33 protein-coding genes are annotated in these 25,073 nt (G+C 56.1%); 31 read left to right on the forward strand and 2 right to left on the reverse strand.

The genetic code is table 11. From position 1 onward, the window contains the following. Window positions 1–160 precede the first annotated feature (160 nt). The 17 genes from BN874_RS14465 (at window position 161) to BN874_RS14545 (ending at window position 12,237) form a co-directional block, all read left to right on the forward strand. A complete protein-coding gene (locus BN874_RS14465) occupies window positions 161–1,399 on the forward strand; it encodes a TonB-dependent receptor domain-containing protein (RefSeq protein ID WP_230314451.1) in 1,239 nt (412 codons plus the stop codon). 26 nt (window positions 1,400–1,425) lie between these two features. Continuing rightward, window positions 1,426–1,662 carry a hypothetical protein gene (locus BN874_RS14470; RefSeq protein ID WP_034434766.1) on the forward strand — a complete coding sequence of 79 codons (237 nt, stop codon included), beginning with the start codon at window positions 1,426–1,428 and terminating at the stop codon, window positions 1,660–1,662. 124 nt (window positions 1,663–1,786) lie between these two features. Further along, window positions 1,787–2,056 (forward strand): PIN domain-containing protein, encoded by a 270-nt coding sequence (locus tag BN874_RS14475; protein WP_154724958.1) that lies wholly within the window; start codon window positions 1,787–1,789, stop codon window positions 2,054–2,056. Further along, complete coding sequence (locus tag BN874_RS14480) at window positions 2,049–2,255, forward strand: hypothetical protein (protein ID WP_034434768.1); 207 nt, start codon at window positions 2,049–2,051, stop codon at window positions 2,253–2,255. The genes BN874_RS14475 and BN874_RS14480 overlap by 8 nt, the downstream gene beginning before the upstream one ends. Window positions 2,256–2,339: 84 nt before the next feature. Continuing rightward, window positions 2,340–2,585 (forward strand): hypothetical protein, encoded by a 246-nt coding sequence (locus tag BN874_RS14485; RefSeq protein ID WP_034434770.1) that lies wholly within the window; start codon window positions 2,340–2,342, stop codon window positions 2,583–2,585. Next, entirely contained in the window at window positions 2,582–2,794 is a 213-nt protein-coding gene (locus tag BN874_RS14490; protein WP_034434772.1) for a type II toxin-antitoxin system HicB family antitoxin, read from the forward strand. The genes BN874_RS14485 and BN874_RS14490 overlap by 4 nt, the downstream gene beginning before the upstream one ends. 48 nt (window positions 2,795–2,842) lie before the next feature. Beyond that, entirely contained in the window at window positions 2,843–4,963 is a 2,121-nt protein-coding gene (locus BN874_RS22750; protein ID WP_051497878.1) for a CHASE2 domain-containing protein, read from the forward strand. Window positions 4,964–5,108: 145 nt separating this feature from the next. Further along, window positions 5,109–5,300, forward strand: coding sequence for a phosphatidylglycerophosphatase A family protein (locus BN874_RS14500; RefSeq protein ID WP_034434774.1), 192 nt, complete (start codon window positions 5,109–5,111; stop codon window positions 5,298–5,300). 125 nt (window positions 5,301–5,425) lie between these two features. Then, on the forward strand, window positions 5,426–5,689 hold the full coding sequence (gene rpsP / locus BN874_RS14505; protein ID WP_034434776.1) for a 30S ribosomal protein S16: 264 nt from the start codon (window positions 5,426–5,428) through the stop codon (window positions 5,687–5,689). A gap of 27 nt (window positions 5,690–5,716) precedes the next feature. Then, on the forward strand, window positions 5,717–6,220 hold the full coding sequence (gene rimM / locus BN874_RS14510) for a ribosome maturation factor RimM (protein WP_034434778.1): 504 nt from the start codon (window positions 5,717–5,719) through the stop codon (window positions 6,218–6,220). A gap of 62 nt (window positions 6,221–6,282) precedes the next feature. Beyond that, window positions 6,283–7,074: a tRNA (guanosine(37)-N1)-methyltransferase TrmD gene (trmD, locus tag BN874_RS14515; protein ID WP_051497879.1), complete on the forward strand. Its 792-nt coding sequence runs from the start codon at window positions 6,283–6,285 to the stop codon at window positions 7,072–7,074. Window positions 7,075–7,078: 4 nt separating this feature from the next. Then, window positions 7,079–7,432 carry a 50S ribosomal protein L19 gene (rplS, locus tag BN874_RS14520; RefSeq protein WP_034434781.1) on the forward strand — a complete coding sequence of 118 codons (354 nt, stop codon included), beginning with the start codon at window positions 7,079–7,081 and terminating at the stop codon, window positions 7,430–7,432. An 80-nt stretch (window positions 7,433–7,512) separates the two neighbouring features. Next, entirely contained in the window at window positions 7,513–8,328 is an 816-nt protein-coding gene (gene cysQ / locus BN874_RS14525) for a 3'(2'),5'-bisphosphate nucleotidase CysQ (protein ID WP_034434783.1), read from the forward strand. Between the two features lie 49 nt (window positions 8,329–8,377). Continuing rightward, on the forward strand, window positions 8,378–8,875 hold the full coding sequence (locus BN874_RS14530) for a methylated-DNA--[protein]-cysteine S-methyltransferase (RefSeq protein WP_195912199.1): 498 nt from the start codon (window positions 8,378–8,380) through the stop codon (window positions 8,873–8,875). Further along, window positions 8,875–11,646 (forward strand): class I SAM-dependent DNA methyltransferase, encoded by a 2,772-nt coding sequence (locus tag BN874_RS14535; protein ID WP_034434785.1) that lies wholly within the window; start codon window positions 8,875–8,877, stop codon window positions 11,644–11,646. Before BN874_RS14530 ends, BN874_RS14535 begins: the two co-directional genes overlap by 1 nt. Before the next feature lie 46 nt (window positions 11,647–11,692). Then, complete coding sequence (locus BN874_RS14540) at window positions 11,693–11,935, forward strand: type II toxin-antitoxin system ParD family antitoxin (RefSeq protein ID WP_034434872.1); 243 nt, start codon at window positions 11,693–11,695, stop codon at window positions 11,933–11,935. After that, the gene (locus tag BN874_RS14545; protein ID WP_034434787.1) at window positions 11,935–12,237 is read left to right on the forward strand and encodes a type II toxin-antitoxin system RelE/ParE family toxin; all 303 of its coding nucleotides are present in this window, start codon (window positions 11,935–11,937) and stop codon (window positions 12,235–12,237) included. The genes BN874_RS14540 and BN874_RS14545 overlap by 1 nt, the downstream gene beginning before the upstream one ends. Before the next feature lie 79 nt (window positions 12,238–12,316). Here BN874_RS14545 and BN874_RS14550 read toward each other — a convergent pair whose 3' ends face one another. After that, entirely contained in the window at window positions 12,317–12,931 is a 615-nt protein-coding gene (locus BN874_RS14550) for a Uma2 family endonuclease (RefSeq protein ID WP_034434790.1), read from the reverse strand. A gap of 141 nt (window positions 12,932–13,072) precedes the next feature. Between BN874_RS14550 and htpG the strand changes: the two genes are divergently transcribed. The 5 genes from htpG (at window position 13,073) to BN874_RS14575 (ending at window position 17,542) form a co-directional block, all read left to right on the forward strand. Then, entirely contained in the window at window positions 13,073–14,977 is a 1,905-nt protein-coding gene (gene htpG, locus BN874_RS14555) for a molecular chaperone HtpG (RefSeq protein WP_034434793.1), read from the forward strand. Between the two features lie 148 nt (window positions 14,978–15,125). Beyond that, window positions 15,126–15,557, forward strand: coding sequence for a CBS domain-containing protein (locus tag BN874_RS14560; RefSeq protein WP_081756418.1), 432 nt, complete (start codon window positions 15,126–15,128; stop codon window positions 15,555–15,557). Between the two features lie 57 nt (window positions 15,558–15,614). Beyond that, window positions 15,615–16,055 (forward strand): YcgN family cysteine cluster protein, encoded by a 441-nt coding sequence (locus tag BN874_RS14565; protein WP_034434795.1) that lies wholly within the window; start codon window positions 15,615–15,617, stop codon window positions 16,053–16,055. After that, window positions 16,052–16,747, forward strand: coding sequence for an MBL fold metallo-hydrolase (locus BN874_RS14570; RefSeq protein WP_051497880.1), 696 nt, complete (start codon window positions 16,052–16,054; stop codon window positions 16,745–16,747). The genes BN874_RS14565 and BN874_RS14570 overlap by 4 nt, the downstream gene beginning before the upstream one ends. Window positions 16,748–16,762: 15 nt before the next feature. Continuing rightward, window positions 16,763–17,542, forward strand: a complete 780-nt coding sequence (locus BN874_RS14575; protein ID WP_034434798.1) for a class II glutamine amidotransferase — start codon at window positions 16,763–16,765, stop codon at window positions 17,540–17,542. On the opposite strand, the gene BN874_RS14580 is transcribed toward BN874_RS14575, so the two are convergent. After that, window positions 17,539–18,126 (reverse strand): C40 family peptidase, encoded by a 588-nt coding sequence (locus tag BN874_RS14580; RefSeq protein WP_051497881.1) that lies wholly within the window; start codon window positions 18,124–18,126, stop codon window positions 17,539–17,541. The two genes, BN874_RS14575 and BN874_RS14580, sit on opposite strands and share 4 nt — an antisense overlap. A gap of 130 nt (window positions 18,127–18,256) precedes the next feature. On the opposite strand from BN874_RS14580, the gene BN874_RS14585 reads away from it, so the two are divergent. From BN874_RS14585 to dxs, 9 genes are all read left to right on the forward strand, one after another. Beyond that, the gene (locus tag BN874_RS14585) at window positions 18,257–18,736 is read left to right on the forward strand and encodes an FKBP-type peptidyl-prolyl cis-trans isomerase (protein ID WP_034434882.1); all 480 of its coding nucleotides are present in this window, start codon (window positions 18,257–18,259) and stop codon (window positions 18,734–18,736) included. A 108-nt stretch (window positions 18,737–18,844) separates the two neighbouring features. Then, window positions 18,845–19,558, forward strand: a complete 714-nt coding sequence (gene minC, locus BN874_RS14590; protein ID WP_051497882.1) for a septum site-determining protein MinC — start codon at window positions 18,845–18,847, stop codon at window positions 19,556–19,558. A gap of 46 nt (window positions 19,559–19,604) precedes the next feature. Continuing rightward, window positions 19,605–20,417: a septum site-determining protein MinD gene (gene minD, locus BN874_RS14595; protein ID WP_034434800.1), complete on the forward strand. Its 813-nt coding sequence runs from the start codon at window positions 19,605–19,607 to the stop codon at window positions 20,415–20,417. Between the two features lie 3 nt (window positions 20,418–20,420). Further along, on the forward strand, window positions 20,421–20,702 hold the full coding sequence (gene minE / locus BN874_RS14600) for a cell division topological specificity factor MinE (protein ID WP_034434803.1): 282 nt from the start codon (window positions 20,421–20,423) through the stop codon (window positions 20,700–20,702). A 1-nt stretch (window position 20,703) separates the two neighbouring features. Further along, complete coding sequence (locus tag BN874_RS14605) at window positions 20,704–21,135, forward strand: RNA-binding S4 domain-containing protein (RefSeq protein WP_051497883.1); 432 nt, start codon at window positions 20,704–20,706, stop codon at window positions 21,133–21,135. Between the two features lie 148 nt (window positions 21,136–21,283). Beyond that, window positions 21,284–21,766: a phasin family protein gene (locus BN874_RS14610; protein ID WP_051497884.1), complete on the forward strand. Its 483-nt coding sequence runs from the start codon at window positions 21,284–21,286 to the stop codon at window positions 21,764–21,766. A gap of 174 nt (window positions 21,767–21,940) precedes the next feature. Next, window positions 21,941–22,183, forward strand: coding sequence for an exodeoxyribonuclease VII small subunit (locus BN874_RS14615; RefSeq protein WP_034434805.1), 243 nt, complete (start codon window positions 21,941–21,943; stop codon window positions 22,181–22,183). 5 nt (window positions 22,184–22,188) lie between these two features. After that, entirely contained in the window at window positions 22,189–23,076 is an 888-nt protein-coding gene (gene ispA / locus BN874_RS14620) for a (2E,6E)-farnesyl diphosphate synthase (protein WP_034434806.1), read from the forward strand. 68 nt (window positions 23,077–23,144) lie between these two features. Continuing rightward, complete coding sequence (gene dxs / locus BN874_RS14625) at window positions 23,145–25,037, forward strand: 1-deoxy-D-xylulose-5-phosphate synthase (protein ID WP_034434808.1); 1,893 nt, start codon at window positions 23,145–23,147, stop codon at window positions 25,035–25,037. The last annotated feature ends 36 nt before the right edge of the window (window positions 25,038–25,073 follow it).

Raw genomic sequence — 25,073 nt, forward strand, 5'->3', positions numbered from 1 at the left:
CTGAAATCATTAATCGACCTATTAAAAAGTGGGTCTAAATAAGGAGAGCGGGAATTGCTGCTTTTCCTACAGTTTGGGGCAGTTTCATTACCAGAGTGACGGGTTCCGCCCTAATAACGATGTTCAGCATGACCTCTATGATCTGTTTGTCCAAGCCGCCGTGACCCCAGAATTGAATCTCCAGGCGGAATATCGTCATCGAGAAACCGATCAGGGTGATTTAAGCTTAAACTTTGATGGCCGCTTTGCCCCCCAGGATCGAAATGGTGTTGATCAAAAAACGGCCCGGATTGGCGCTCGCTATTCGCCATCGCCACAAAACAGCATCATCGCTTCGTTCATCGATGCGGAACGAGATCAGTTACTGGATTTTTTTAATAACGGTAATGAAGCACAAATTCTTTCTAAAGCCCAAAGTCATCAGATAGAAGCCCAGTGGCTTTATAAAGGTAATCGCTTTAATACAATCACCGGATTGAGTATTTATAGGACTCAAACGGATGATTATTACTTTGGCAATCTGTTTCTGGACTTTCCAACTAAGCAAGATAATTATTACGGCTACACCAATATCAATTTTCCTGAAAATATCACCTGGACCTTGGGTCTTAGCGCTGAGTCCTATGATCTGCAAAACTTCAGCTTGAATCAATTGAACCCAAAGCTTGGGTTGCGATGGAGCATCACCGATCAACTGGTTCTGCGCGCCGCCGCGTTTGAAGTGATCAAGCGGGATCTAGTCGTTAATCAAACCATTGAACCCACCCAACTTGCCGGTTTCAATCAATTTTTTGATGATGCTAACGGAACCGACTCTAAAAACTATGGGATTGGCCTTGACGCGCACTTGAGCCAGAAGGTTTGGGGGGGCATTGAGCTTTCAAGGCGTGATTTGGAAATCCCGATTGGGATTGGCGGGCCTTTTGAGATTGAGGAGGATCAGGAGGATTTGTATCGTGCCTATCTATACTGGTTGCCGAGTCGCAACTGGTCGGTAACGGTGGAGTATCTTTATGAGGGATTCAAGATGCTGGACGGTCAATATCGTCGGACGAGCTTTCCAACCCAACTTGAAACCACCACCGTGCCCCTCAATGTCCGCTACTTCAGTCCGTTGGGATTTTTTGCTGGGGCGGGCGTTACTTACGTTGATCAGCGGGTGAATTATGACCCAGAGGCCACCGCGACCGCTTCCGGCAGCGATGATTTCTTTTTGTTTGATGCGACCGTGGGCTATCGCCTTCCCAAGCGCTATGGAATTATTGCACTTGAAGCCAGAAATCTGCTTGATCAGCAGTTTCAATTTCAGGACTACAGTTTTCAGACGGCGAATAACAGCACGGATCCGCGTTTTCTTCCTGAACGAACCTTTCTGGCTCGAATCATTCTCAACTTTTAATCCTATATGCAGAGGAGTATGAAACAATGGCAACATTCAAAACGACCACTACGCTTGAACTCGAAGAAGATACACCCTTCGAGAACCTGACCCAGATTGGCTCAAATACCGTTCTGATGATTGTGTCGGATGGAGTAGGAAATAAACTGTTTCTAAAATTGAATACGGATGCAATCAAGGAAAATCAAACCATTATTTGCAATACGGAAGCTGATCTGTGTTTGAAATTAATCAATGGAGTATGGATGTGGGTGCCTTGTTAAACGGGCACGGGTAAGGCTCTGCATTGCATACCCTACTCGGCTTTGTGTCTCGCGGCTGGTCTGGCAGGAATGTGCAGCGGGTGATCCCGCTGCTGCGGAAAGACGGCTAAGTGTACTCGAAGGTTTGAGTCTTTTGGTTTTAAGCGAGCAGGCGGTGGCGATTGCAAAAGATTTAGTGACTGAGAATATCTTGCCAAGGAAAGCAGTTGAAGATGCGCTGCATATTGCTGCCGCTACTGTCCACGGTATGGATTTCTTATTGACATGGAATTGCAAACATATTGCTAATCCTATTATTCAGGAGAGTATCGCTGCTTATTTAGCACCGAAAGGGTTGTTTCTACCTTTCATTTGTACACCGGAAGAATTGCTTGGAGCCGATAACGATGAATGACGAAATTATTGATGAGGTCCGTGCTATCCGTGAAGCTCATGCAGCCCGATTCAATTACGATTTGAAAGCCATTTTTACGGATATCCAGCGCGGCGAGGCAGAACTGGAAAAGCAGGGATTTAAGCTGATCATCCCTCCCACCCATCCTGCCGACTTGCCTGAATCTTCATTAAAACGGATTCGTTTTACTCGCGGCTGAATCAATACCTTTAATTGTTTTCTTTGTTCCATGAGTTAAAGTTTTGCCAAAATAAAAATGCAAGAACATGGAGCAAGATTAGCTATGACACGGCGCGATAAAAGATTAGCGGCTATCCGCCGTAACCCAAAGGCAGTTCGGTTTGATGATGCATGTGTAGCAGCAGAATCTATTGGATTCTGCTGGAAAGGGGGAGAGGGTTCGCATCGGGTTTATGCTAAAGAGAATGAACCTGTGATTCTTAATTTCCAGAATCGTCAGGGTCTACTGGCTGAATATCAGGCTAAACAATTGATCGCCCTGTTGGATAAGTACAGGGAGGAAACATGAATGACTATCATTACCCGCTAGAAGTGTTTTGGGATGAGGGAAGCCATGCGTTCATCTGTATTGCGCCGGACTTGCCGGGATGTAGTGCAATAGGCGATTCGCCACAAGAAGCCGTTCAGGAAATGGAAATTGCCATGCGGCTATGGTTAGACGCGGCTCAATCCATGGGACGCCCGCTACCCGTTGCAAGATTGCGAATTGCCGCTTGAATTTAACTGAAGCGATTGCCGGCTCTCATTACTCCATGAGTTGACGCCTTGCCGAACTTCAAAGCTCCCTTGATCCTGCCGGCAACCCTTGTTGCGGTCGTGGTCTTTGGGCTGATGCTCCTTATCGCTAATCTGTCCTTTTTTTCCTTCATGGAACTCAAAGGACTCGATCTGCTATTCACCTTGCGCGGGACTTTATCTGCGCCTGAGTCCATAGTCATTGTCGCCATTGATGAAACCTCGATGGCTGAAATCGGAAAACAATGGCCGTGGCCGCGCAGTCTTCATGCCCAATTGATTCGGCAACTCAATCAGGCCGGGGCTAAAGTCATTGGCTTCGACATTCTCTTTTCCGAACCCTCGGAGCCAGACCAGGATCAGGTTTTTGCCCGCACCCTGCATGACGCCAAAAACGTGGCATTGGTCAGCGCCTTGTCAGTGGTCAATGATTCGCTGTTCCGCCACACCGTTCGGATCGATCCGGTGCCGGCTTTTCGCGAGGTCGCTACGGTGGGCGGCCCCTTTGTCAGTATTGATGGTGATGGCATTGTGCGGCGGGCGCGGCTGCTGGCCCCGGATATGCCGTCCTTTGCGCTGCAAATCGTCCGGCGCTATCTGGAGTCGCTCACGCCGGCCAGCGTAGCTGCCCCGCACTCCAAGCGCTTCAATCAAAAAGAGTTATTGCAGCAGGACGTGCTGATTCATTACTTAGGGCCACCGAAAACCATCAAAACAGTGTCGTACTATCAGGCGCTTGACTATGAACGGATGCTGCCGCCCGGCCTTTTTTCGGGCAAAATCGTATTGGTAGGCCGAGCGCTGGAAGCGATCCCCGAACCGCAACGGCTGGCGGGTGATACCTTTCTCACCCCGTTCTCCTGGATCGCCGAAGAGCCTTCGGCAGGCGTCGAAATTCAGGCCACCCTGATCCATAATTTGCTGGAAGGGCATTTTGTGACCGAACTCAGTCAGTCGGGGAAGTTCATGTTGTTGCTGCCGCTGCTATTCGCCACCAGCGTGCTGCTGATCCGGCTCAAGCCGCTGATGGGTTTGATCGCTATTACCGGTTTAGCCGGTTTGTTGTTTGCAATTGCGTGGGAGGTCTTTGTGCAAACCAGTTTATGGCTTCCTGTTTCTTCAGGCATCACCGCATTGATTCTGGTCTATAGCGGCCATCTGCTGACTCGATCATTGCTGGCCGAGCGCGAACGCCGCCGCTTACTGGAAGAGATTAACCGCGATCTGGAAGCTAAAATCGCAGCGCGCACCCAAGATCTTTCCGCCGCTAATCAGGAACTTTATCAGCGCCACCAGCAGATTGAAGCGGCCTACCAGGAATTGGCGCGCACTCAGGATCAACTGGTTCACTCGGAGAAGATGGCCTCATTAGGTTTATTAGTGGCGGGCGTCGCCCATGAGTTGAACAACCCGATCAGTTATGTCCATAGCAATCTGGAATTTATCGAAGACTATACCGAACGTCTGGTAGGGATTATCGAAGCGTATTCAACCGATGCGGGACAATCGTATGATCAGGCTCATTGTCGCGGCGATGAAAAGAAACAAGCCGTCCGCTTTGAAACAACGTTAAAAACCTTGCGTGAATTGATTGCCAGTTGCAAAGAGGGCGCGGAACGAGTGAAAAAAATCGTGCTGGATTTGCGGGTTTTTTCGCGCACCGATGATGTTGGTTTGGTACGGGCTGATTTGCGCGAAGGCATTGAATCCACTTTGAATCTGCTCACTAAGGAATATCAGGATCGGATTACCATTCACCGCGATTACGGCTATCTGCCACTGGTGGAATGCTATCCGGGCCAAGTTAATCAGGTGTTTATGAATGTGCTGCAAAACGCCGCGCAAGCGATCCCCCATCAAGGCGATGTCTGGATTACCACCGAGTCGGACAGCGGATGGGTTCGGATCATCATTAAGGATAACGGCATTGGCATTACGGAAGAGAACTTGACCCACATCTTCGATCCCTTTTTTACCACTAAGTCAGTGGGTGCGGGAACGGGATTAGGACTCAGCATTAGTTATGGGATTATCGAAAAGCAGGGTGGGAAAATTTCGGTGATGAGCAAAGTCGGCGAAGGAGCTGAATTTACTATTGAATTACCAGTAACTCCTCAGATCACGCGATTTACCGGTGGTCCTGCAAGGTAGCGATACAAAAATGGTCCTTCGAGGGTTTCTTGTGGAGGCTAGGCGAACTTGAGAATTATCGTGACCAGGCCCCACAAAAAACCGGAAACCGACCGCCGCATTCCTGCCGAACGGCTCGACCTGATCGAAACCAAAGGTCGGAAATATGAGTGCCGCGCCGCCGGATGGGCGGTGGATCGCGGTCGGTTTTGTGCTGTTCCGGCGGTTCGATATTCTCAAACCGTGGCCCATTCAGCAGGCCGATCAGCGGGTGGGTGGAGGGTTCGGGATTCTGTTCGATGACCTGCTGGCGGCGGTTTACACCTGGATAGTGCTGCAAAGTCTGGCGTATTGCTGAGAGATCGGCTGCGCCAGCGGTTTCAAATCTGCAAATTTTCCGGTAGCATCTCGCGTTTCGTTCGGCTGCCTTAAATGGGGTCGCCTTATTTCTGTCCGAATTCGTTATGAGGTATTTGCAAGCGCATGGTTACCATCCGTCTGTCTCGCGGCGGCGCTAAGAAGCGCCCCTTCTACACCGTAGTCGTTACCGACAGCCGCAACCGGCGTGACGGTCGCTGTATCGAACGGGTTGGCTTCTTCAACCCCATTGCCAGTGGCAAGGATGTCCGGCTGAGCCTGGATCAGGAACGCCTGCAATACTGGATCGGACATGGCGCACAGACCTCCGAGCGGGTGGCCAGCCTGATGAAGGAACATTCCCGCCAGCAGCCAGTTCAGGTTCAATAGCGCCCAGCGGGCAAACGAATCGCCGCGATGATGAGCGACTGGGTGGTGCTGGGGCGAGTGTCCGGCCTGTTCGGAGTGAATGGCTGGGTGCGGGTGTTTTCCCATACCGCCCCGCGTGAAGGCATCACTCACTATGACCCGGTATTTCTGAACCAGAAGGGTGAATGGCGCGAGCGCAAGATTGAAGCCGGTCGCACCCATAACGCAGGAGTGGTGTTGAAGTTCGCCGGTTGTGATGACCGCGATCAAGCCATCGCCCTGCTCCAATCCGAGATTGCGGTGCGCCGGGCCCAACTGCCGCCGCCCAGTCCCGGTGAATATTACTGGACCGATCTGGAAGGGTTGCGGGTGGTGACGCTGGACGGGGTGGAATTGGGCATCGTAGCCTCTCTGTTCGCCACCGGCGCTAACGATGTGATGGTGGTGAAAGGGGAACGGGAGCGGTTGCTGCCGTTCGTGAAGGGTTCAGTGATCGTTGAGATCAATCTCGAACAACGCCTGCTGCGAGTGGACTGGGACCCGGATTTCTGAGCGTCAGCTTCTATCCCCCCAACCCTTCTTGCGGTGGGTAAGAGCCGCTAAGGATCGCCGTCGTGCGCGTGGATGTTGTCACCCTGTTTCCCGAAATGGTCGAAACCCTGTTGCGCTTTGGAGTCACTGGTCGCGCCGTAGAGCGTGGTCTGCTGCAAGTGGCAAGCTGGAATCCCCGCGATCAGGCCCACGACCGCCACCGCACCGTGGACGACCGGCCTTACGGCGGCGGGCCGGGGATGGTGATGAAAGTGCAGCCGTTGCGCGATACCTTGCGCTGGGTGCGACAGGCGGCGGGGCCATGCGGCAAAACGATTTATTTGAGTCCGCAGGGTAGGCCGCTGACTCAGTGCGGAGTACGGGAACTGGCACAACAGCCGCGCCTGATCCTGCTGGCAGGTCGCTATGAAGGGATTGATGAGCGGCTGATTGAGGCGGAAGTGGACGAAGAATGGTCCATCGGCGATTACGTTCTCAGCGGCGGTGAATTAGCGGCGCTGGTGGTGATTGATGCGGTGGCGCGGTTGCTGCCGGGAGCGCTGAACGACCATGAATCCGCTGAACAGGATTCGTTCATGGACGGTCTGCTGGACTGTCCGCATTACACCCGCCCGGAACAGCTCGATGGGCAACCGACGCCGGCAGTGTTGTTGAGCGGTGATCACGCGGCGATTGCGCGTTGGCGGCGGCGCGAGTCGTTGGGGCGAACCTGGCTGCGCCGCCCGGAATTGCTGGCGCGGCGCGGGTTGAAAGCCCAGGATCAGGCGCTGTTGGATGAATTTATTCGCGAATATCAACAGAAAACGGGGAACGCCGGCGTCGCCGGACATCACCCAGAGCAACGTGGAGCGTAGTGCAATGAGCAAACTGATTGAAGAATTCGAGCGGGAACAAATGAACCGCGAAATCCCGACCTTTGGTCCTGGCGATACCGTGGTGGTGCGGGTCAAGGTGAAAGAGGGCAACCGCGAACGCTTGCAGGCTTTTGAGGGTGTGGTGATCGCCAAGCGCAATCGCGGCCTGAACTCGGCGTTCACCGTGCGCAAAATTTCCCACGGCGAAGGAGTGGAGCGGGTGTTCCAGTCCTATAGTCTGGCGATTGCTGATATTACGGTGAAACGCCGGGGCGATGTGCGCCGCGCCAAGCTGTATTATCTGCGCGGTCTGGAAGGCAAGGCGGCGCGGATCAAGGAGAAGCGCGCCCATTCCTGAGCGGGGTGGCGGTATGATCAGCAGGGTGATCCTCTATTCAGGGTCGCCCTTTTTTATTGGGGATCGCAGCGAGGCATGAGATGAGCGATGAATGGTGGGCATGGCTGGAACCGGTGCGGATTCTAGCGGTGGAGGCCAGCGCACAGATTCTGGGAATTTACGCGACGGCGTTCGGGGTGACGGTCAAGGACGATGACAGCCCGCTGACCGCTGCCGATTTAGCGGCACATCAGGTCATCGTTGCGGGGCTGCAACGGCTGACGCCGGAGATCCCGGTATTGTCCGAGGAATCGGCCAGCATTCCCTTTGCCGAGCGCTCGCAATGGCAGCGCTACTGGCTGGTCGATCCACTGGATGGCACCAAGGAATTTGTCCAGCGTAACGGCCAGTTCACCGTCAATATCGCCTTGATCGAGAATCACCAACCGGTGCTGGGCGTGGTACGGGTGCCGGTGACCGGGCTGTGCTACTCCGCCGTGCGCGGCTATGGCGCGTTTCGCGAGGAACCCGGCCAGCTACCGCAACCGATCACAGTGCAGCCGTTGCAACCTGATACGCCAGTGCGGGTAGTCGGCAGCCGGTCGCATGGTGGGCCGGGTCTGCAAGCTTTCGTTGCCAAGCTGGGCGCCTATGAACTGGTTACTACCGGCAGTTCGCTCAAGTTTTGCCAGGTGGCGGAAGGCACAGCGGACGTGTATCCACGGCTCAGCCCGACTTCAGAATGGGATACGGCTGCTGCCCACGCGATTGTTGAAGTGGCCGGCGGTCGGGTGGTATCCGCAGAAACCGGCGAATCACTGCGTTACAACACCCGCGAGTCGTTGCTGAATCCGCATTTTATCGTTTACGGCGATGCCGGCCGCGACTGGTTGAGTTGTGTTCCGCGCCAGGGTTAAAAAAGTGCCCCTCGCCCGGTGGGAGAGGGGCTGGGGTGAGGGTGGTTTTATGGTGATAACAAATACTTATCAGGCGGTTATTACTACGCCAGTAGGCCGGATCGGCCTGCGTATGGTTGGGGAAGCGGTGAGTGCGCTGGATTATCTGCCTGCCGCTGCGCCCGAACAACCGGCGACAGATGCCGCGACCGAGACGGTTGTGTCGCAGTTGCAAGTCTACTTTCGCGATCCGGGCTACCGGTTCTCGATGCCGTTGGCAACAACCGGGACGGCCTTTCAGCAGCGGGTGTGGGCGGCGTTGCAGGCGATCCCGCCCGGAACGGTGCTGAGGTATGGAGAACTGGCGCGGCAGTTGGAAACCGCCGCCCGTGCTATCGGTGGTGCTTGCCGTACTAATCCGCTGCCGATCCTGATCCCCTGTCATCGGGTGGTGAGTCGGCAAGGTTTGGGAGGCTATGCGGGTGCAGTGACCGGCGATCCGCTGGCGCTCAAGCGCTGGCTGTTGCAGCATGAAGGTGTAGATGTGGCAAGCAAAAAGGTGAATTGATGCCGCTGTCGTGGAATGAGATCAAAGACCGTGCTCTGAAATTTTCCAAAGTTTGGGCGAATGAAACTTCAGAGAAGGCGGAGGCCAAAACCTTCTGGGATGAGTTTTTCAACATCTTCGGCATGTCGCGCAAGCGGGTAGCGACCTTTGAAGCGAAGGTCAAGAAGCCAGGCGGTCAGGACGGCTACATTGATCTGCTCTGGAAAGGCATCCTGCTGATTGAGCATAAATCACGCGGCAAGGATTTGGATCGGGCGTATACCCAGGCTAAGGACTATTTCCCCGGTATTAAAGATCGGGATTTGCCGCGCTATATTCTGGTGTCCGATTTTGCCCACTTTCGCCTGTACGATTTGGAAGACGGCACCCAGCATGAATTCCCGCTGGAGGACCTATACCGGCAGGTGCGGTTGTTCGGCTTTATCGCCGGTTATCAGACCACGGCTTATAAAGAACAGGACCCGGTTAATATCCAAGCTGCCGAGCGGATGGGGCGACTGCATGACAAGCTCAAAGAGATTGGCTATGAAGGCCACCCCTTAGAGCTTTATCTGGTTCGGTTACTGTTTTGCTTGTTTGCCGAAGACACCAGCATTTTCGAGCGTCGCCAATTTCAAGACCTGATCGAACAGCGCAGCAGCGAGGACGGCGCCGACCTTGCGCAATGGTTGTGTAGCCTGTTCCAAATGTTGAATGCCCCGCAGGAGAAGCGCCTGAAGAAGCTGGACGAGCAGCTTGTAGCGTTCCCCTATGTCAATGGCAGCCTGTTTGCCGAGTTATTGCCACACGCCGCCTTTGATAACTGTATGCGTCAGCTTTTGCTGGATTGTTGCGCGCTGGACTGGAGCCGGATTTCTCCCGCTATTTTTGGCAGCCTGTTTCAGTCGGTGATGGAGAGTACGCTACGGCGGAACCTGGGCGCGCACTACACCAGCGAAAAGAACATCCTCAAGCTGATCCAGCCGCTGTTTCTGGATGAACTGCGGGCGGAATTCGAGCGCTTGAAAAGTCAGCCACGCAAACTGGCCGAATTTCACCAACGCCTGGCCCAACTTAAATTTCTCGACCCAGCCTGCGGCTGTGGCAATTTTCTGGTCATTGCCTATCGGGAGTTGCGCTTACTGGAATTGGACGTATTGCGCGCGTTGCATGGGGAACAGAAAACTCTTGGCGTTGAGGCGTTCGCCATCCTTTGCGACGTGGATCAGTTTTTCGGCATTGAGATCGAGGAATTCCCCGCCCAAATCGCCCAAACCGCTTTATGGCTGATGGACCACCAGATGAATCTGCGAGTGTCGGAGGAATTTGGCCGCTACTTTGTCCGCCTGCCCCTGCGCAAAGCCGCCACCATTGTTCACGGCAACGCGCTCCGTACCGACTGGCGGGAAATCGTTAAGCCGGAGACGTTAAGTTACATTCTGGGCAATCCGCCGTTTGGCGGTTCAAAGTTTTTGCTGGATAGCCAACGCGCCGACGTTGACCGTGTTTTTCATGACATTTCAAGCGCCGGACTGCTGGATTTTGTTTCTGCATGGTATCGGAAAGCCGCCGATTACATGGCAGGCAATCCGGCGATCAAAACTGCTTTTGTGTCCACCAACTCGATCACCCAAGGCGAACAGGTGAGCGTGTTGTGGTCTGATATGCTCAAGCGAGGCATCAAAATCCACTTTGCACACCGCACCTTTCAATGGTACAGCGAGGCGCGAGGCAAAGCCGCCGTGCATTGCGTGATTATCGGTTTTGCCCTGCATGACGCCGAGAATAAGCGGATTTTCGACTATGAGAAACCACAGGCCGAGCCGCATGAAATCAAGGTCAGTAGAATCAATCCCTATCTGTTAGATGCGCCTGATATTTTGGTTCAGGCCAGAAGCACCCCGCTTTGTGGCAGCCCAATCATGATCAACGGCAGCATACCTGCGGATGGTGGAAACCTGATACTCAGTCCAGATGAAAAAGCCAGCCTTCTCGCCAAGGAGCCGCAAGCCCAACAATGGATTCGTCCCTTTATCGGAGCGGATGATTTTATCAACCGATTAGAGCGTTATTGCTTATGGCTGGCGGACTGCCCGCCCGACCAGTTACGGCAAATGCCGCTTATTTTGCAACGTATTGAAGCCGTGCGCGTGATGCGCCTTGCGAGTCAAAAAGCTGCAACTCAGGAGAAAGCCAAAAGTGCGTCTTTGTTCACTGAAATCCGGCAACCAAACAGCGGTAATTATCTCGCTTTTCCTCGAACATCGTCAGAAAACCGCGCTTATATCCCTATTGGTTTTGTACCAGCCAGCACGATAGCGGCTAATGATATTCAAATGATTCCAGAAGCCGGAATCTACGAGTTTGGCATTCTTACCAGTTCTATGCACATGGCATGGCTTCGGGCTACTTGTGGCCGTCTTAAAAGTGATTACCGTTATTCTGCAAAACTCACTTACAACACTTTCCCGTGGCCACAAGCCCAGACTAAAAAACAGAAACAAGCCATCGAGGATTCGGCGCAAGCGGTTCTGGACGCACGGGCGAAGTTCCCGAATGCCTCGCTTGCTGACCTTTACGACCCGTTGACCATGCCAGAGGCGTTGAGCAAGGCCCATCACAAGCTGGACGCGGCGGTAGATGCGGCCTATGCCAAACGGAAATTCACCGGCGATAGCGACCGGATGGCGTTCCTGTTTGAGCTTTACCAGCAGATCACCAGTCCGCTCGAATCCGGGAAGGTGCCGCGCCGGAAACGGGTGAAAGCTGATATTGAAAATACCAGCAAGTAGTTTACTTTGTTACTTTAAGAGCTTCAGCAGGAGGATACCGATGCAGATGCAGAAAAACACCAGTGTTACGCTTGACGCGCACTTCGAGAATTTCATCGGGCAGCAGGTTTCGGAAGGCCGCTTTGGTTCGGCGAGTGAGGCGATTCAAGCAGGCTTGCGACTTCTCGAAGAGCGGGAAATCAAACTGGCCGCTTTGCGACAGGCGCTCAAGGCAGGAGCGGAGAGCGGAAAAACCGATTATTCCCTCAAGGGGTTGCTGGATGAGCTTGATAAAGAAGGTCCCAACTAATGGCCGGTTTCCATCTCACCCAAGCCGCCAAGGCGGATTTGAAAGCCATTGGCCGATACACTGAGAAAAAATGGGGTCGGCTGTTGCGGAATACCTATCTGACGATGTTGGATCAGTGTTTTTATGACCTGGCGGATGAATTCCTGAAAGGTCAGGACTGGAACGAAATCTGCCCCGGTTACCGAAAACACAGCGCGGGAAGACACCTCGTTTTCTATCGCCAGATACCCGCTGACGCCGTTGAGATTGTCCGAATCCTTCATGACCGCATGGATGTAGAACGGCAAATCTCGGAATCCTAAAGCCGGTTTCTTCCCGGCCACCTGAGCTTTTCAAACCTTGCCGGGTTTATTGCGGTGTAGTAGACGGATCACCATCCGCTCAATCCGCATCCTCCTTGGGTAAGCGCCAATCGCCGTCATCTTCGCCTGCCGGGAGTACAACATCTTCATACAGCGCCTCAAAGGTCGTGCTGAAGTCCAGACTCAATAATTCCACTGTTTCGCCTGAACCGTAAGCCCGCAATACCCAGCGGTCGTGTTCATCGCGGCGGAAACATTCGACGCTCATTCGGCCCTGCTCGATCAGCACATATTCCCGCAGGCTCGGCAATTGCCGGTAAATCTCAAACTTCCGACCCCGGTCGAACGCGGCGGTCGAAGCCGACAGCACTTCCACCACCAGCGTCGGCTGGCGCTTGACAAGCGGCGCGGCGCGATCTTCCGGGGAGCAAGTAACCAGTACGTCGGGATAAAAAAAGGCATCGGCGGTTTCCACCCGCAGTTTCATCTCCGCCATGTACACCCGGCAGGGTCGCCCACGAATATGGGCGCGCAGCAGGGTAAACAAATTGCCGGTGATGGTGACATGAGCGTCGGTGGCACCCCCCATGGCGAAAATTTCGCCGGCGAGATACTCATGCTTGCTGGGGCTGCGTTCCTCCCAGGCCAGATAATCTTCGGCAGTGAAAGCAGTTTTGGCGCGAGGCAGGGACATGGTAAACCTCTTGATGAATAACGAAATATCCGAGCAGTTTAGCCGAATCCGAAGGGTTGGGAAACGCACCGGCTTGAAATCCCGTCGAGCGCCCGCATATCCGGCTGCAACCTATGAATCCCACCCAGGAGTTTGTCATTCATGACTGTTGAAGCCCATAAGGAAACCCTTGGTTTTCAGGCCGAGGTGCAGCAACTGCTGCGTTTGGTTGCCCACTCACTGTATTCCCATAAAGAAGTCTTCCTCCGCGAACTGATCTCGAACTCCTCCGATGCCTGCGACAAACTGCGCTTCGAGGCGCTGACCGACAACGCGCTGTACGAGAGCGATCCCGATCTGCAAATCCGGGTCAGCTTCGACAAGGACGCCCGCACCATCACCGTCGCGGACAACGGAATCGGCATGGATCGGCAGGAGGTGATTGACAACATCGGCACCATTGCCCGCTCCGGCACCCGCCAGTTCATGCAAAAGCTGAGCGGTGATCAGACCAAAGACGCCAATTTGATCGGTCAGTTCGGCGTCGGTTTTTATTCCAGCTTCGTCGTCGCCGATAAAGTAGTGCTACTCACCCGCCGCGCCGGGATGGGACCGGAGCATGGGGTGCGTTGGGAATCCAATGGCGAGGGCGAATACACTCTGGAAACGGTAGACAAGCCGGCCCGCGGCACCGAGGTGATTCTGCATCTGCGCGAAGACGACGCGGATCTGCTGAATGAGTGGCAGTTGCGCACGATCATCACCAAGTATTCTGATCACATTACTTTGCCGGTGATGATGCCGGTGCAGAAGTTCAGTGAAGACAAGGATGCTCCGCCGAAAATCGAAGAAGAGCGGATCAACCAGGCGGCGGCGCTGTGGGCGCGGCCCAAACAGGAGATCAAGGAGGAGGAATATAAGGAGTTCTACAAGCACGTCAGCCATGATTTTGAAGAACCCTTGGCCTGGACCCACAACCGGGTCGAAGGCAAGCTGGAATACACTTCGCTGCTGTTTATCCCGGCCCGCGCACCGTTCGATTTGTGGGATCGCGAGCAGAGCCACGGGGTCAAGTTGTATGTGCAGCGGGTGTTTATCATGGATGACGCGGAGCATTTGATGCCGCGCTATTTGCGTTTCGTGCGCGGGGTGATTGACTCTAATGATCTGCCACTGAATATCTCCCGCGAGATTTTGCAAGGCAGCAAAGTCGTCGACGGCATTCGCGCCGGTTCGGTGAAAAAGGTGCTGAGCCTGCTGGAAGATTTGGCTGGGAACGACGCCGGGAAATATGCCAAGTTCTGGAAAGAATTCGGGCGGGCGCTCAAGGAAGGGCCGGCGGAGGATTACGGCAATCGTGACCAGATCGCCAAGCTGCTGCGCTTTGCTTCAACCCACACCGACAGCGCCGAACAGACGGTTTCACTGAGCGATTACCTCGGGCGGATGAAGGAAGGGCAGGACAAGATTTATTACATCGTCGCCGACAGCTTCGCTGCCGCCAAAAACAGCCCGCATCTGGAAATTTTCCGCAAGAAAGGGCTGGAAGTGCTGCTATTGACGGACCGGGTGGACGAATGGCTGATGTCGCACCTGAACGAGTTCGAGAGCAAGTCGCTCCAGTCGGTCGCCAAGGGCGCGCTGGATCTGGACCAGATCGCCTCGGAGGAGGAAAAGCAGGAGCAGAAACAGGCTGAGGATCAGTTCAAGGAGTTGCTGGCGCGGGTCAAAACCGTGCTGGGCGACAAGGTCAACGAAGTGCGCATTTCCTCACGGTTGACGGATTCGCCGGCCTGTCTGGTGGTAGATGAACACGCACTCAGCGCTCATCTGGAACGGTTGTTGCGCGATGCCGGTCAGAGTGTGCCGATGAGCAAGCCGTATCTGGAACTCAACCCCCATCACCCGCTGATCACCCGCCTGAAAGACGAACCGGATACCGGGCGCTTCGGCGACTGGACCCATTTGCTGTTCGAGCAGGCGGTATTGGCTGAAGGCGGGCAATTGGAAGATCCAGCCAGCTTCGTTAAGCGCCTGAATGGCTTGTTACTGACCATAAGCGGCTGAAACCTCTACACTGAAGGGCGGGGTTTGGCGTGGCTCGATGTAGCCATTCCAAACCGCGCTTCAACATAAGCTATAGCTAAAACCGACAAGTTTGCTAGATTATTAGCGGTCACCCATTTCGATAATTATTTTTAAGGAGCGCCTATCCATGATGCGACTGAAGGAAGTGTTGGAAAGCAAAAAGGGGGATCCGGTCACCGTGCTGACAACAGCCACCGTTGCCGACGCCATCCGCGCCATGAGTGAACGCCGAGTCGGTTCAGTGATGGTGCCTTACGCCGACGGGTCGCCGGCGGGTATCTTCACTGAGCGCGACGTGCTGCGCCTGTGCGCTGAGGGCAGAACCGATTTTGCCAATATGTCGATTCGGCCTTGCATGACCTGCGATATCACTACCGGCCAGCCCGGCGATACGGTCAGCGAAACTCTGTCCACCATGACCGCCAAGCGATTTCGCCACATGCCGGTGGTGGAGAACGGTAAGCTGGTAGGTGTGGTCTCCATCGGCGATCTGGTGAAGGCCAAGCTGGAGGAAACCGCCCAGGAAGCGCAGGCTCTGCGTGAATATATCCATTCCTGATCCGGTTGCGGGGGTGTCCATGGTATCTCCGCCGATCCTGATTTCGCCTGCCCGCATATGACCGCAGAATCTCTATTTTGGGAAACGCGGTCCTTGGCCGACCTGACTTTGGCTGAGTGGGAAGCGCTGTGCGACGGCTGCGGCAAGTGCTGCCTGCACAAGCTGGAAGACGAGGACACCGGCGAGTTATTTCATACCAATGTTGCCTGCCGGTTGCTGGATTTAACCACCGGTCGTTGCAGTCGTTACGCCGACCGCATCCGCTTTGTCCCTGATTGTGTCCAACTGACGCCCGCCGAAGTGCAGCAGGTCAACTGGTTGCCCCGCACCTGCGCGTATCGGCTGCGGGCAGCAGCACAGCCGTTACCGGATTGGCACCCGCTGCGAACCGGCGATCCAGCTTCGGCCCGGCGTAACGGGATGAGCGTATGCGGCTGGGCCGTGCCGGAACGACGCGCCAAACGGTTGGAAGATCACATCATCGAGTATCCACCATGAATATCCACTGCCTGACGCTGGGCGCATTTCAGGTCAACGCCTATCTGCTCGAAGATCCCGCTACCGCTGTGTTCGCGGTGGTGGATACCGGCGACGATTCCCAGCTCGCAAATGCGCTGGCGCAGATGGAACCGCGCCCGGACTTGCGAGCTATTCTGCTGACTCACGCCCATTTTGATCACGCGGGTGGACTGACGGATGTGCAGCGGGAATTTCCCGAGGCGCTCACCTATCTGCCGGCGCTGGAGCGGCCGATGTTCGACGCGCTACCGCAACAAGGGTCGCTGCTGTTCGGGATGGCCGATTTCGACCGGCCCTGCGGACGGGTGGATCGGGAAGTGCGCGATGGCGATATCATCGAGGTCGGTGCAATGCGGTTCCATTTCCTGTCTACACCGGGGCATACGCCCGGCCAGGGCTGCTACTACGACGATAGCTATATTTTCGTCGGCGATACCCTGTTCGCCGGCAGCATTGGCCGCACCGACTTTCCCCTGAGCGATCCAGAGTTGATGCAGGCCAGCCTGCGGCGGTTGCTGGAGCTGCCGGGAAAACTGATGGTGTGCAGCGGCCACGGTCCGTTGACTACGCTGGAGCAGGAATTACGCACCAATCCGTTTCTGGAACCGATCCGTCGGGCACGAGGTCTGGCTGAACCTGGCCGGTCGCCGGTGGGATCGCGCTGGAGCTGATTCAGGAGTTCGATGATGTGCGAGTTGCTCGGGATGAGCGCCAATGTTCCTACCGATATCTGCTTCAGCTTCACCGGCCTGATGCAGCGCGGCGGTCGAACCGGGCCGCATCGGGACGGCTGGGGCATCGCCTTTTACGAGGGGCGCGGCTGCCGGACGTTTCACGACCCCAACCCCAGCGCCGAGTCGGAAATTGCCCGGCTGGTACAGCGCTACGCCATCAAAAGCCGGATCGTGGTGAGTCACATCCGCCGCGCCAATCGCGGCCGGGTTTGCCTGGAAAACACCCACCCCTTCCATCGTGAACTGTGGGGACGGCATTGGGTGTTTGCCCATAACGGCCAGTTGCGCGGAGTAAAACGACTGCCGCTGGACTTTTACCAGCCCATCGGCACTACTGACAGCGAATACGCTTTCTGCTGGCTGCTGGGCCGGATCCGTGAGCAGTTTCCCCACGCTCCACACCGGCCACAAGCACTGTGGCGTCATGTCCACGCCCTAACCCAGGAACTGAACCCGCGCGGTGTGTGTAATTTTCTGCTCAGCGACGCCCGCTATCTGTACGCTCATTGCAGCACCCAATTGTCGTGGCTGACCCGCCGGGCACCCTTTGGCAAGGCCCAGTTGATGGACGCCGACATGACCGTGGATTTTGAGGCGGAAACCACGCCCAACGATATCGTGACTGTGGTGGCGACCCGGCCGCTGACCGATAACGAGCCGTGGACGGTGATGCGCCCCGGTACGCTGGCGATCTTCGGCGCCGGAGTTCCGATTGCCGTGTTCGGCGCTTAGCTATTCGGGCTGTCGGTCGCTGGTCTGCGCCGGGTGACCGGTGGATTCCCCATGCCCAGGAAGGTTGCGCCCCCGACCATCCGCTGTTGCCAGTAGCGTTGGTTCAGACTGACCTTGCGCACCTGACCGCTGCTGGACGAGGCGTGGATCATCTGGCCTTGGCCGGCGTAGATGCCGACATGAGAAATGTTGCCACTGGCATCAGTGCGGAAGAACAGCAAATCGCCCGGCAATACCTGGCGTTGGGATTGCCCGGCCTGGAATTGTTCGATGGTAGTGCGCGGTACCCGGATGCCCGCCTGGCGGTAGGCGTATTGCACCAGGCCGCTGCAATCCACTCCGTCCGGCGATTCGCCGCCTAATACATAGGGTGTCCCGACCATCCGTTCAGCCGTACCAACAATGCGCTGGCGAGCGGCGGTCTGCGGATCGCGTGAAGAGGCCGGCGGGGTCGCGCAGCCACCCAGCCAGAGCAGACAGGCCAGCAGCCACAATGCCATGAGAATTCGAGGGGCATGGGATGGGAGGATCGGTGGCATGGCCGGAGCTTTCTTGTGGAGTTGACCGATCAGGCGTGGATGCATGACAGTGATTCCAGCCAAGGAGACCAGCGATTTGAGGAAAGTGGCAGCGCACTCGCCCGTGTGGTCTTTGGCAGATGGGTGCGGGATGTTCTATAGTAACGCCAGTTTCAATCCAATTTTAGGTGTTCTCATGAAAGCAACCCATGGCAGAGTCGTTTCTCTGCATTACACGCTCACCGACGATCTTGGCGTTCTACTTGACACCAGCCGTGGGCAGGAATCGTTTAGTTATCTACATGGTTACGGCAACATCGTTCCGGGTTTGGAAAGTGCACTGGAAGGCTGCGTGGCTGGTTTCAGTTCGGCGATTCAGGTGGCGCCCGCCGACGGTTACGGCGAATATAATCCCCAAGCTGTGTTCGAGGTACCGCGTGAGCAGTTCCCACCCAGCGAGGATATCCAGGTCGGGATGCAGGTGCAGGGTGAGGGCGAGCACGGGGTGATGAATTTCACCGTGGTCGGTGTCAACGACCAGGCGGTGACGCTGGATGCCAATCACCCGATGGCGGGCAAAACCCTGCATTTCGAGGTCGAGGTGCTGGAGGTGCGCGATGCGACGGAGCAGGAACAGGCTCATGCGCATGTTCATACGCACGGTCATGACCACTGAGGGTTCTCCATTTTCGCCGCCCGGATCGCGAGTATGTTTCTCTGTCACGGTTGATGTGTAGAATAGCGCGGAAAATCAAGCATTCAGCCCGAGGTCTCCCGTATCGTCATGTTGCTGCAATCTCCCCGTTTTACCGGCGAGGATAACCCGCCTTTCGAGCTCAAGGGCAGCCTGTTCACCTTGACCGTGCTGCATCTGTTTCATCCCGACCGAGCTGCCATCGAACGGCATCTGGTGGAGAAGATCAAACAGGCTCCCGGCTTTTTCAGCAATACCCCGGTGGTGATTGATCTCGATGGGGTAGTGAACTCGCCGGATGGAGTAGATTTCAGCGGGCTGTACGAACTGTTGCGGAGGCATGGTATGGTGCCGGTCGGTATCCGCAACGGTAGCCCCGAACTGCAAACCAGCGCTCGCCAAGCCGGCTTGCCGACGTTACCTGAAAGTCGCGCCACCGGCGCAACCAGGAAACCGGAACGGGTCGAGCCGGTACACAGCCGGATCTTCAGCCATCCGGTGCGCTCCGGCCAGCAGATTTACGCACCGGACGGTGATCTGATCGTGCTGGGCACGGTCAGCGCCGGTGCCGAGGTTATCGCCGACGGCAATATTCACATCTACGGTGCGCTACGTGGTCGTGCCTTGGCGGGGGTCAAGGGCGATGTTGAACCCCGGATTTTCTGCCAGAGTCTGGAAGCCGAACTGGTTTCGATTGCGGGCCGCTATCGCATTAGTGAACAGATTGATCCGGCTGATCGCGGTAAGGCCATGCAGATTCACCTGGTCGAAGATCGGCTGATCATCGAGCACCTGACCCGTTGATCGGGATTCTTTCCAATGTCCAATAACAACTTCGTGGGATAACCGCTTGGCAACCGTTATCGTTGTGACCTCCGGTAAGGGAGGTGTGGGTAAAACCACTACCAGCGCCAGCTTCGCCACCGGACTGGCCCAGCGTGGCTACCGGACCGTAGTGATCGATTTCGACGTTGGCTTGCGCAATCTCGATCTGATCATGGGTTGTGAGCGGCGGGTGGTGTATGACTTTATCAATATTATCAATGGTGAAGCCAACCTCAATCAGGCGTTGATTCGTGACAAGCGGGTGGAGAGTCTCTACATCCTGCCGGCCTCGCAGACCCGCGACAAGGAAGCATTGACCAAGGAAGGAGTCGAACGGGTGTTGAACGATCTCAAACAGAGTTTTGAATATATCGTCTGCGACTCGCCGGCCGGTATCGAGCGGGGTGCGCTGATGGCGTTGTATTTCGCCGACGAGGCGCTGGTGGTGACCAATCCCGAGGTGTCGTCGGTGCGTGATTCCGACCGCATCCTCGGCATTCTGGCCAGCCGCTCGCGTCGCGCTGAGCAGGGTGAACCGCCGGTTAAAGAGCATCTGGTTCTGGCCCGCTATGCCCCGGAGCGCGCTGATCGTGGTGACATGCTCAGCGTGGAGGATGTACTGGAGATTCTGGGTATTCCGCTGTTGGGAGTGATCCCGGAATCGCAAAATGTTTTGCAGTCGTCGAATGCCGGTGTCCCGGTGATTCTGGAAGATGGCAGCGACGCGGGTGCCGCCTATGGCGATCTGGTGGATCGCTTTCTGGGCAAAAATCTGCCGCATCGGTTTATTACCAGCCAGAAGAAGGGATTTCTGAAGCGTTTGTTTGGCGGGAGTTGAACCATGGGTCTGTTCGATAACTTCTTTGGCACCTCTACCAATAAATCGGCTGCGCTGGCTAAGGAGCGGCTGCAAATCATTGTGGCTCACGAGCGGGGGGGGCGCCGTGGCAGCGGTCCTGACTATCTACCGGCGCTCAAGAAAGAGTTACTGGAGGTAGTCCGCAAGTATGTGCCGGTGGATCAGAGTCAGATCAAGGTGCATCTGGATCGTGAAGGCGGCTATGAAATTCTGGAACTGAATATCACCCTGCCGGATGAGGAACCTCGGTCGGGGCGCAGCTAGGATGGCGGTTACCCAGCGTGACGACCGGCTAGCGGTTGATGCCGACTCGGTGGTTCGGGTTCGGCTCGATCAGTGGCTGTGGGCGGCGCGTTTTTTCAAGACCCGCGCCTTGGCCGTAGAGGCAGTCACCGGTGGCAAAGTTCATGTGAGCGGCCAGCGTAGCAAACCCTCACATGCCATTCGTTTGGGCGAGATGCTGCGAATTCAGCGCGGTACTGAAGAATATGTGGTTATGGTCAAAGGCTTGAGTAGCCGGCGTGGCCCTGCCAAGGAAGCGGTTCTGCTTTATGAAGAGGCCGCTGAAAGCCGCCAGCGGCGTGAGGAGATTAATGAACAGCGCCGTCTGCAACCCCCCGTTTCACCCTCGACTGCCGGTCGCCCCACCAAGCAGGATCGTCGTCGCATCGTCCGCTTTACCCATGGGAACGATTAAGCGGTTGTAACGTAGCATTGGCTTCTAGCCCGCTAAGCCCGGCTCAAAGCCGGTTCCGTTTCACAACGGTCAGGTTAGTATGCGTGCTCTAATTTTACTTGCTAATGTTTTAACCAAGAACGATTAGTGACACAAAGAGGCGCCAGCCATGAAAGCAGGACTGTTTGAAAAGCAACTGACTCATAATGTTCGGGACTTTGCGCGTCAAATCTGGCTGGCAGGTCTTGGAGCTTTCGCCAAGTCACAGCAAGAGGGCGGCAAGTTTTTTGATGCTTTGGTTCAGGAAGGTCAGGCGGTGGATTTGCAAATGAAGCAGGCCGCCGATGCAAAGGCTTCGCAGATGAAGAGCGGGGTTGATGTTTTGAAGAACAAGGTGGAAGCCCTTCGGGGTAGAGCAACCGGTACATGGAACAAGCTGGAGCAAGTCTTCCAGACACGAGTGGCGCACGCCCTGCGCCAGCTCGGCGTTCCCACCCGGGAGGACATCCAGCAGTTGTTCGAGCAGATGGATCGATTGAGCCAGAACATTCAGGAACTGGCCGATGCGACAGCAGCAGACGCCAAGGCCAGAAAAGCTCGTATCATCAAGGCTCCCGCTGCGGCTACCCGGATTGCCGATCCAGTCGCTTGAATTCTGGCGAGGGTGGAATACCCGGTGATCCCCGGTCAACCCGGGGCATTGCAAGCTAAACAACGGCCAGCGATGGCCGTTTCGCGTTTTTCTGTTCCCTGTGGGTAGTGTGTGAAATTGACCGTTTGGCGACTGCAAGGTAACGTAGGCGCTTACTGAAACGGATTAGCAGGCATGACGGTCAAGAAAAATCCCCCGATTCCTTTTGAAGCGGCGTTGGCGGAACTGGAGAGTTTGGTCGGGCGACTCGAACACGGCGAACTGGCTTTGGAAGATGCTCTACAACACTTTGAACGTGGCATCGCCCTGATGCGGAACTGCCAGAGTGCCCTGCGCCAAGCTGAGCAAAAAGTGGAACAGTTGATCGAACGCAACGGTCAACTGGAACCCACGCCGTTTGACTCAGCGGCGGGTTGACGCATATGGCGGCGGAACTGATCCGGAGCTATCAAACCCGCGCTGATCAGGCGCTGGATCGGCGTTTGCCATCCACCGATCTTCATCCCAGCGATTTGCATCGAGCCATGCGTTACGCAGTACTGGGCGGCGGCAAGCGCATCCGTCCGGTACTGGTTTATGCGACCGGTGCTGCGGTCGGTGCCTTACCCGATGCGCTGGACGGTTCCGCCTGCGCGGTGGAATTCATCCATGCCTATTCGCTGATTCATGACGATCTACCGGCGATGGATAACGATGATCTCCGCCATGGTCAGCCGACGTGTCACCGGGCTTTCGGCGAAGCACTGGCGATTTTGGCTGGTGACGCCCTGCAAGCGCTGGCGTTTCAGGTGTTGGGACAAGACGCAACCCTGATTGCAGATCCGGTCATCCGGCTGCGGATGCTGGGGGTGCTGGCGCAGGCGGCCGGTTCCCGTGGCATGGTGGGTGGGCAGGCGATTGACCTGGCGGCGGTTGGACGGGAATTGACGTTGGCTGAACTGGAGAACATGCATATTCACAAGACTGGTGCCCTGATTCGTGCCAGCGTACTGCTGGGGGCGCTGAGTCAGCCGACCGTTGAATCTGCAGTGCTGGAGCGGCTGGATCACTATGCCAAATGTATTGGTTTAGCCTTCCAAATCCGCGATGACATCCTCGATGTGATCGGTGATACCACAACGCTTGGTAAGCCACAGGGTTCCGACCGGGCGCTTGCCAAACCCACCTACCCGGCACTGCTGGGGCTGGACGGCGCTCGTGAACATGCCCGTCTGTTGCACCAGGAAGCGTTGGCCAGCCTGCAACCGCTCGGATCGAAGGCCGAAGCGCTGCGCTGGATCGCGTCCTATATCGTGGAACGCGCATACTGAGCGTCAATGTTTTACTACCCCTCTGATCCCACCGCTCCCGCGAACTGGCACGGACTTCCCTACCCACGATGATAACCGGACCTGTCTTTCCGCTGCTGGAACTGATCGATACGCCCCTGGATTTGCGGTGTTTGCCGGAAGCAAGGCTGCCGGCACTGGCGCACGAACTGCGCGAGTTTCTCATCCAGACCGTGGCCAGGACCGGCGGCCACTTTTCCGCCAATCTGGGTACGGTGGAACTGACCATCGCCCTGCATTACATCTTTGATACCCCCGATGATCGGCTGATCTGGGATGTCGGTCATCAGACCTATCCGCACAAGATTCTGACCGGTCGTCGCACTCGCATGGACACCCTGCGCCGCAAGCGAGGTATCGCTGGTTTTCCCAAGCGTTGCGAGAGTGTCTACGATACCTTCGGGGTCGGCCATTCCAGCACCTCACTCAGTGCGGCGCTGGGTATGGCGATTGCTGCCGAACGAGCGGGTAGCGACCGCAAGATCGTGGCGGTGATCGGCGACGGGGCGATGACCGCTGGCATGGCGTTCGAGGCGCTTAACCACGCCGGCCATTTGAAAAGTGACCTGCTGGTCATCCTCAACGACAACGATATGTCCATTTCGCCCAATGTCGGTGCGCTGTCGGCGCACTTGACCAAGTTGCTGTCGGGCCGCTTTTTCTCCACGGTGCGCGAAAGCGGCAAAAAAGTGCTGAGCCATGTGCCGCCGGTGCTGGAAGTGGCCCGCCGCGCTGAGGAACACGTCAAGGGCATGTTTGCGCCCGGCGGTACTCTGTTCGAGGAATTGGGTTTCAACTATTTTGGGCCGGTGGACGGCCACGATTTGCCCACTTTGGTACAGACGCTGCGTAACCTGCGGGCGCTCAAGGGGCCGCGTCTGCTGCATGTCGTCACCCGCAAGGGCAAAGGTTATCCGTTGGCGGAGGATGAGCCGGTGGGTTATCACGGGGTGGGCGTGTTCGACCCGACGCAGGGTTTGAAGCCGGCCAAATCCGACGGGGGGCCGACCTACACCCAGGTGTTCGGCGAATGGCTGTGCGATATGGCCGAGCAGGACGAACGGCTGATCGGTATCACTCCGGCGATGCGTGAAGGTTCCGGGCTGGTGGAGTTCGCTGAACGCTTCCCGGAGCGCTATTTCGATGTCGCCATCGCTGAACAGCACGCGGTCACCCTCGCTGCGGGCATGGCCTGCGACGGCTTGAAACCGGTAGTGGCGATTTATTCCACCTTTCTGCAACGCGCCTACGATCAGTTGATTCACGATGTCGCGCTGCAAAACCTGCCGGTGCTGTTTGCCATTGATCGCGCCGGCCTGGTGGGACCGGATGGACCGACCCATGCCGGCAGTTTCGATTACAGCTATTTGCGTTGCATTCCCAATCTGATCGTTATGGCGCCGGCAGACGAAAATGAATGCCGGCAAATGCTTTATACCGGGTTTCAGCTCAATCAACCGGCGGCGGTGCGTTATCCGCGCGGCAAGGGATCGGGCGTGAAGTTGGAATGGGAGATGCGGGCACTGCCCATCGGTCAGGCTGAAATTCGGCGTAGGGGTAACGGATTGGCGCTGCTGGCGTTTGGCAGCATGGTCGCAGTCGCCGAGGAGGTGGCGGAGCGGTTGGATGCTACGGTAGTGAACATGCGTTTCATCAAGCCACTGGACGAGGCGCTGGTGGCGCAACTAGCCGCTGCGCATCGCGGGTTGGTAACGCTGGAGGAGAATGTCATTGCCGGTGGTGCGGGCAGCGCGGTGAACGAATGTCTGGCAGCGCGAGGCATTGTCATACCAGTTCGCAATATTGGCTTGCCGGATCGCTTTGTGGAGCAGGGTGAACGTGGGGAACTGCTGGCCGAATGTGGCTTGGACGCAGCAGGGGTACTGCGGCAACTGGCGGAGTGGCGTCTGATCATCGCCGCGCCGGTGCCGACCGATACTTGAGCAAAAGTGTCGGGAATTTACCGGCAAATTAATCAT

The sequence above is a fragment of the Candidatus Contendobacter odensis Run_B_J11 genome (genome assembly GCF_000531125.1).
GTDB classification, from domain to species: Bacteria; Pseudomonadota; Gammaproteobacteria; order Competibacterales; family Competibacteraceae; genus Contendibacter; species Contendibacter odensensis.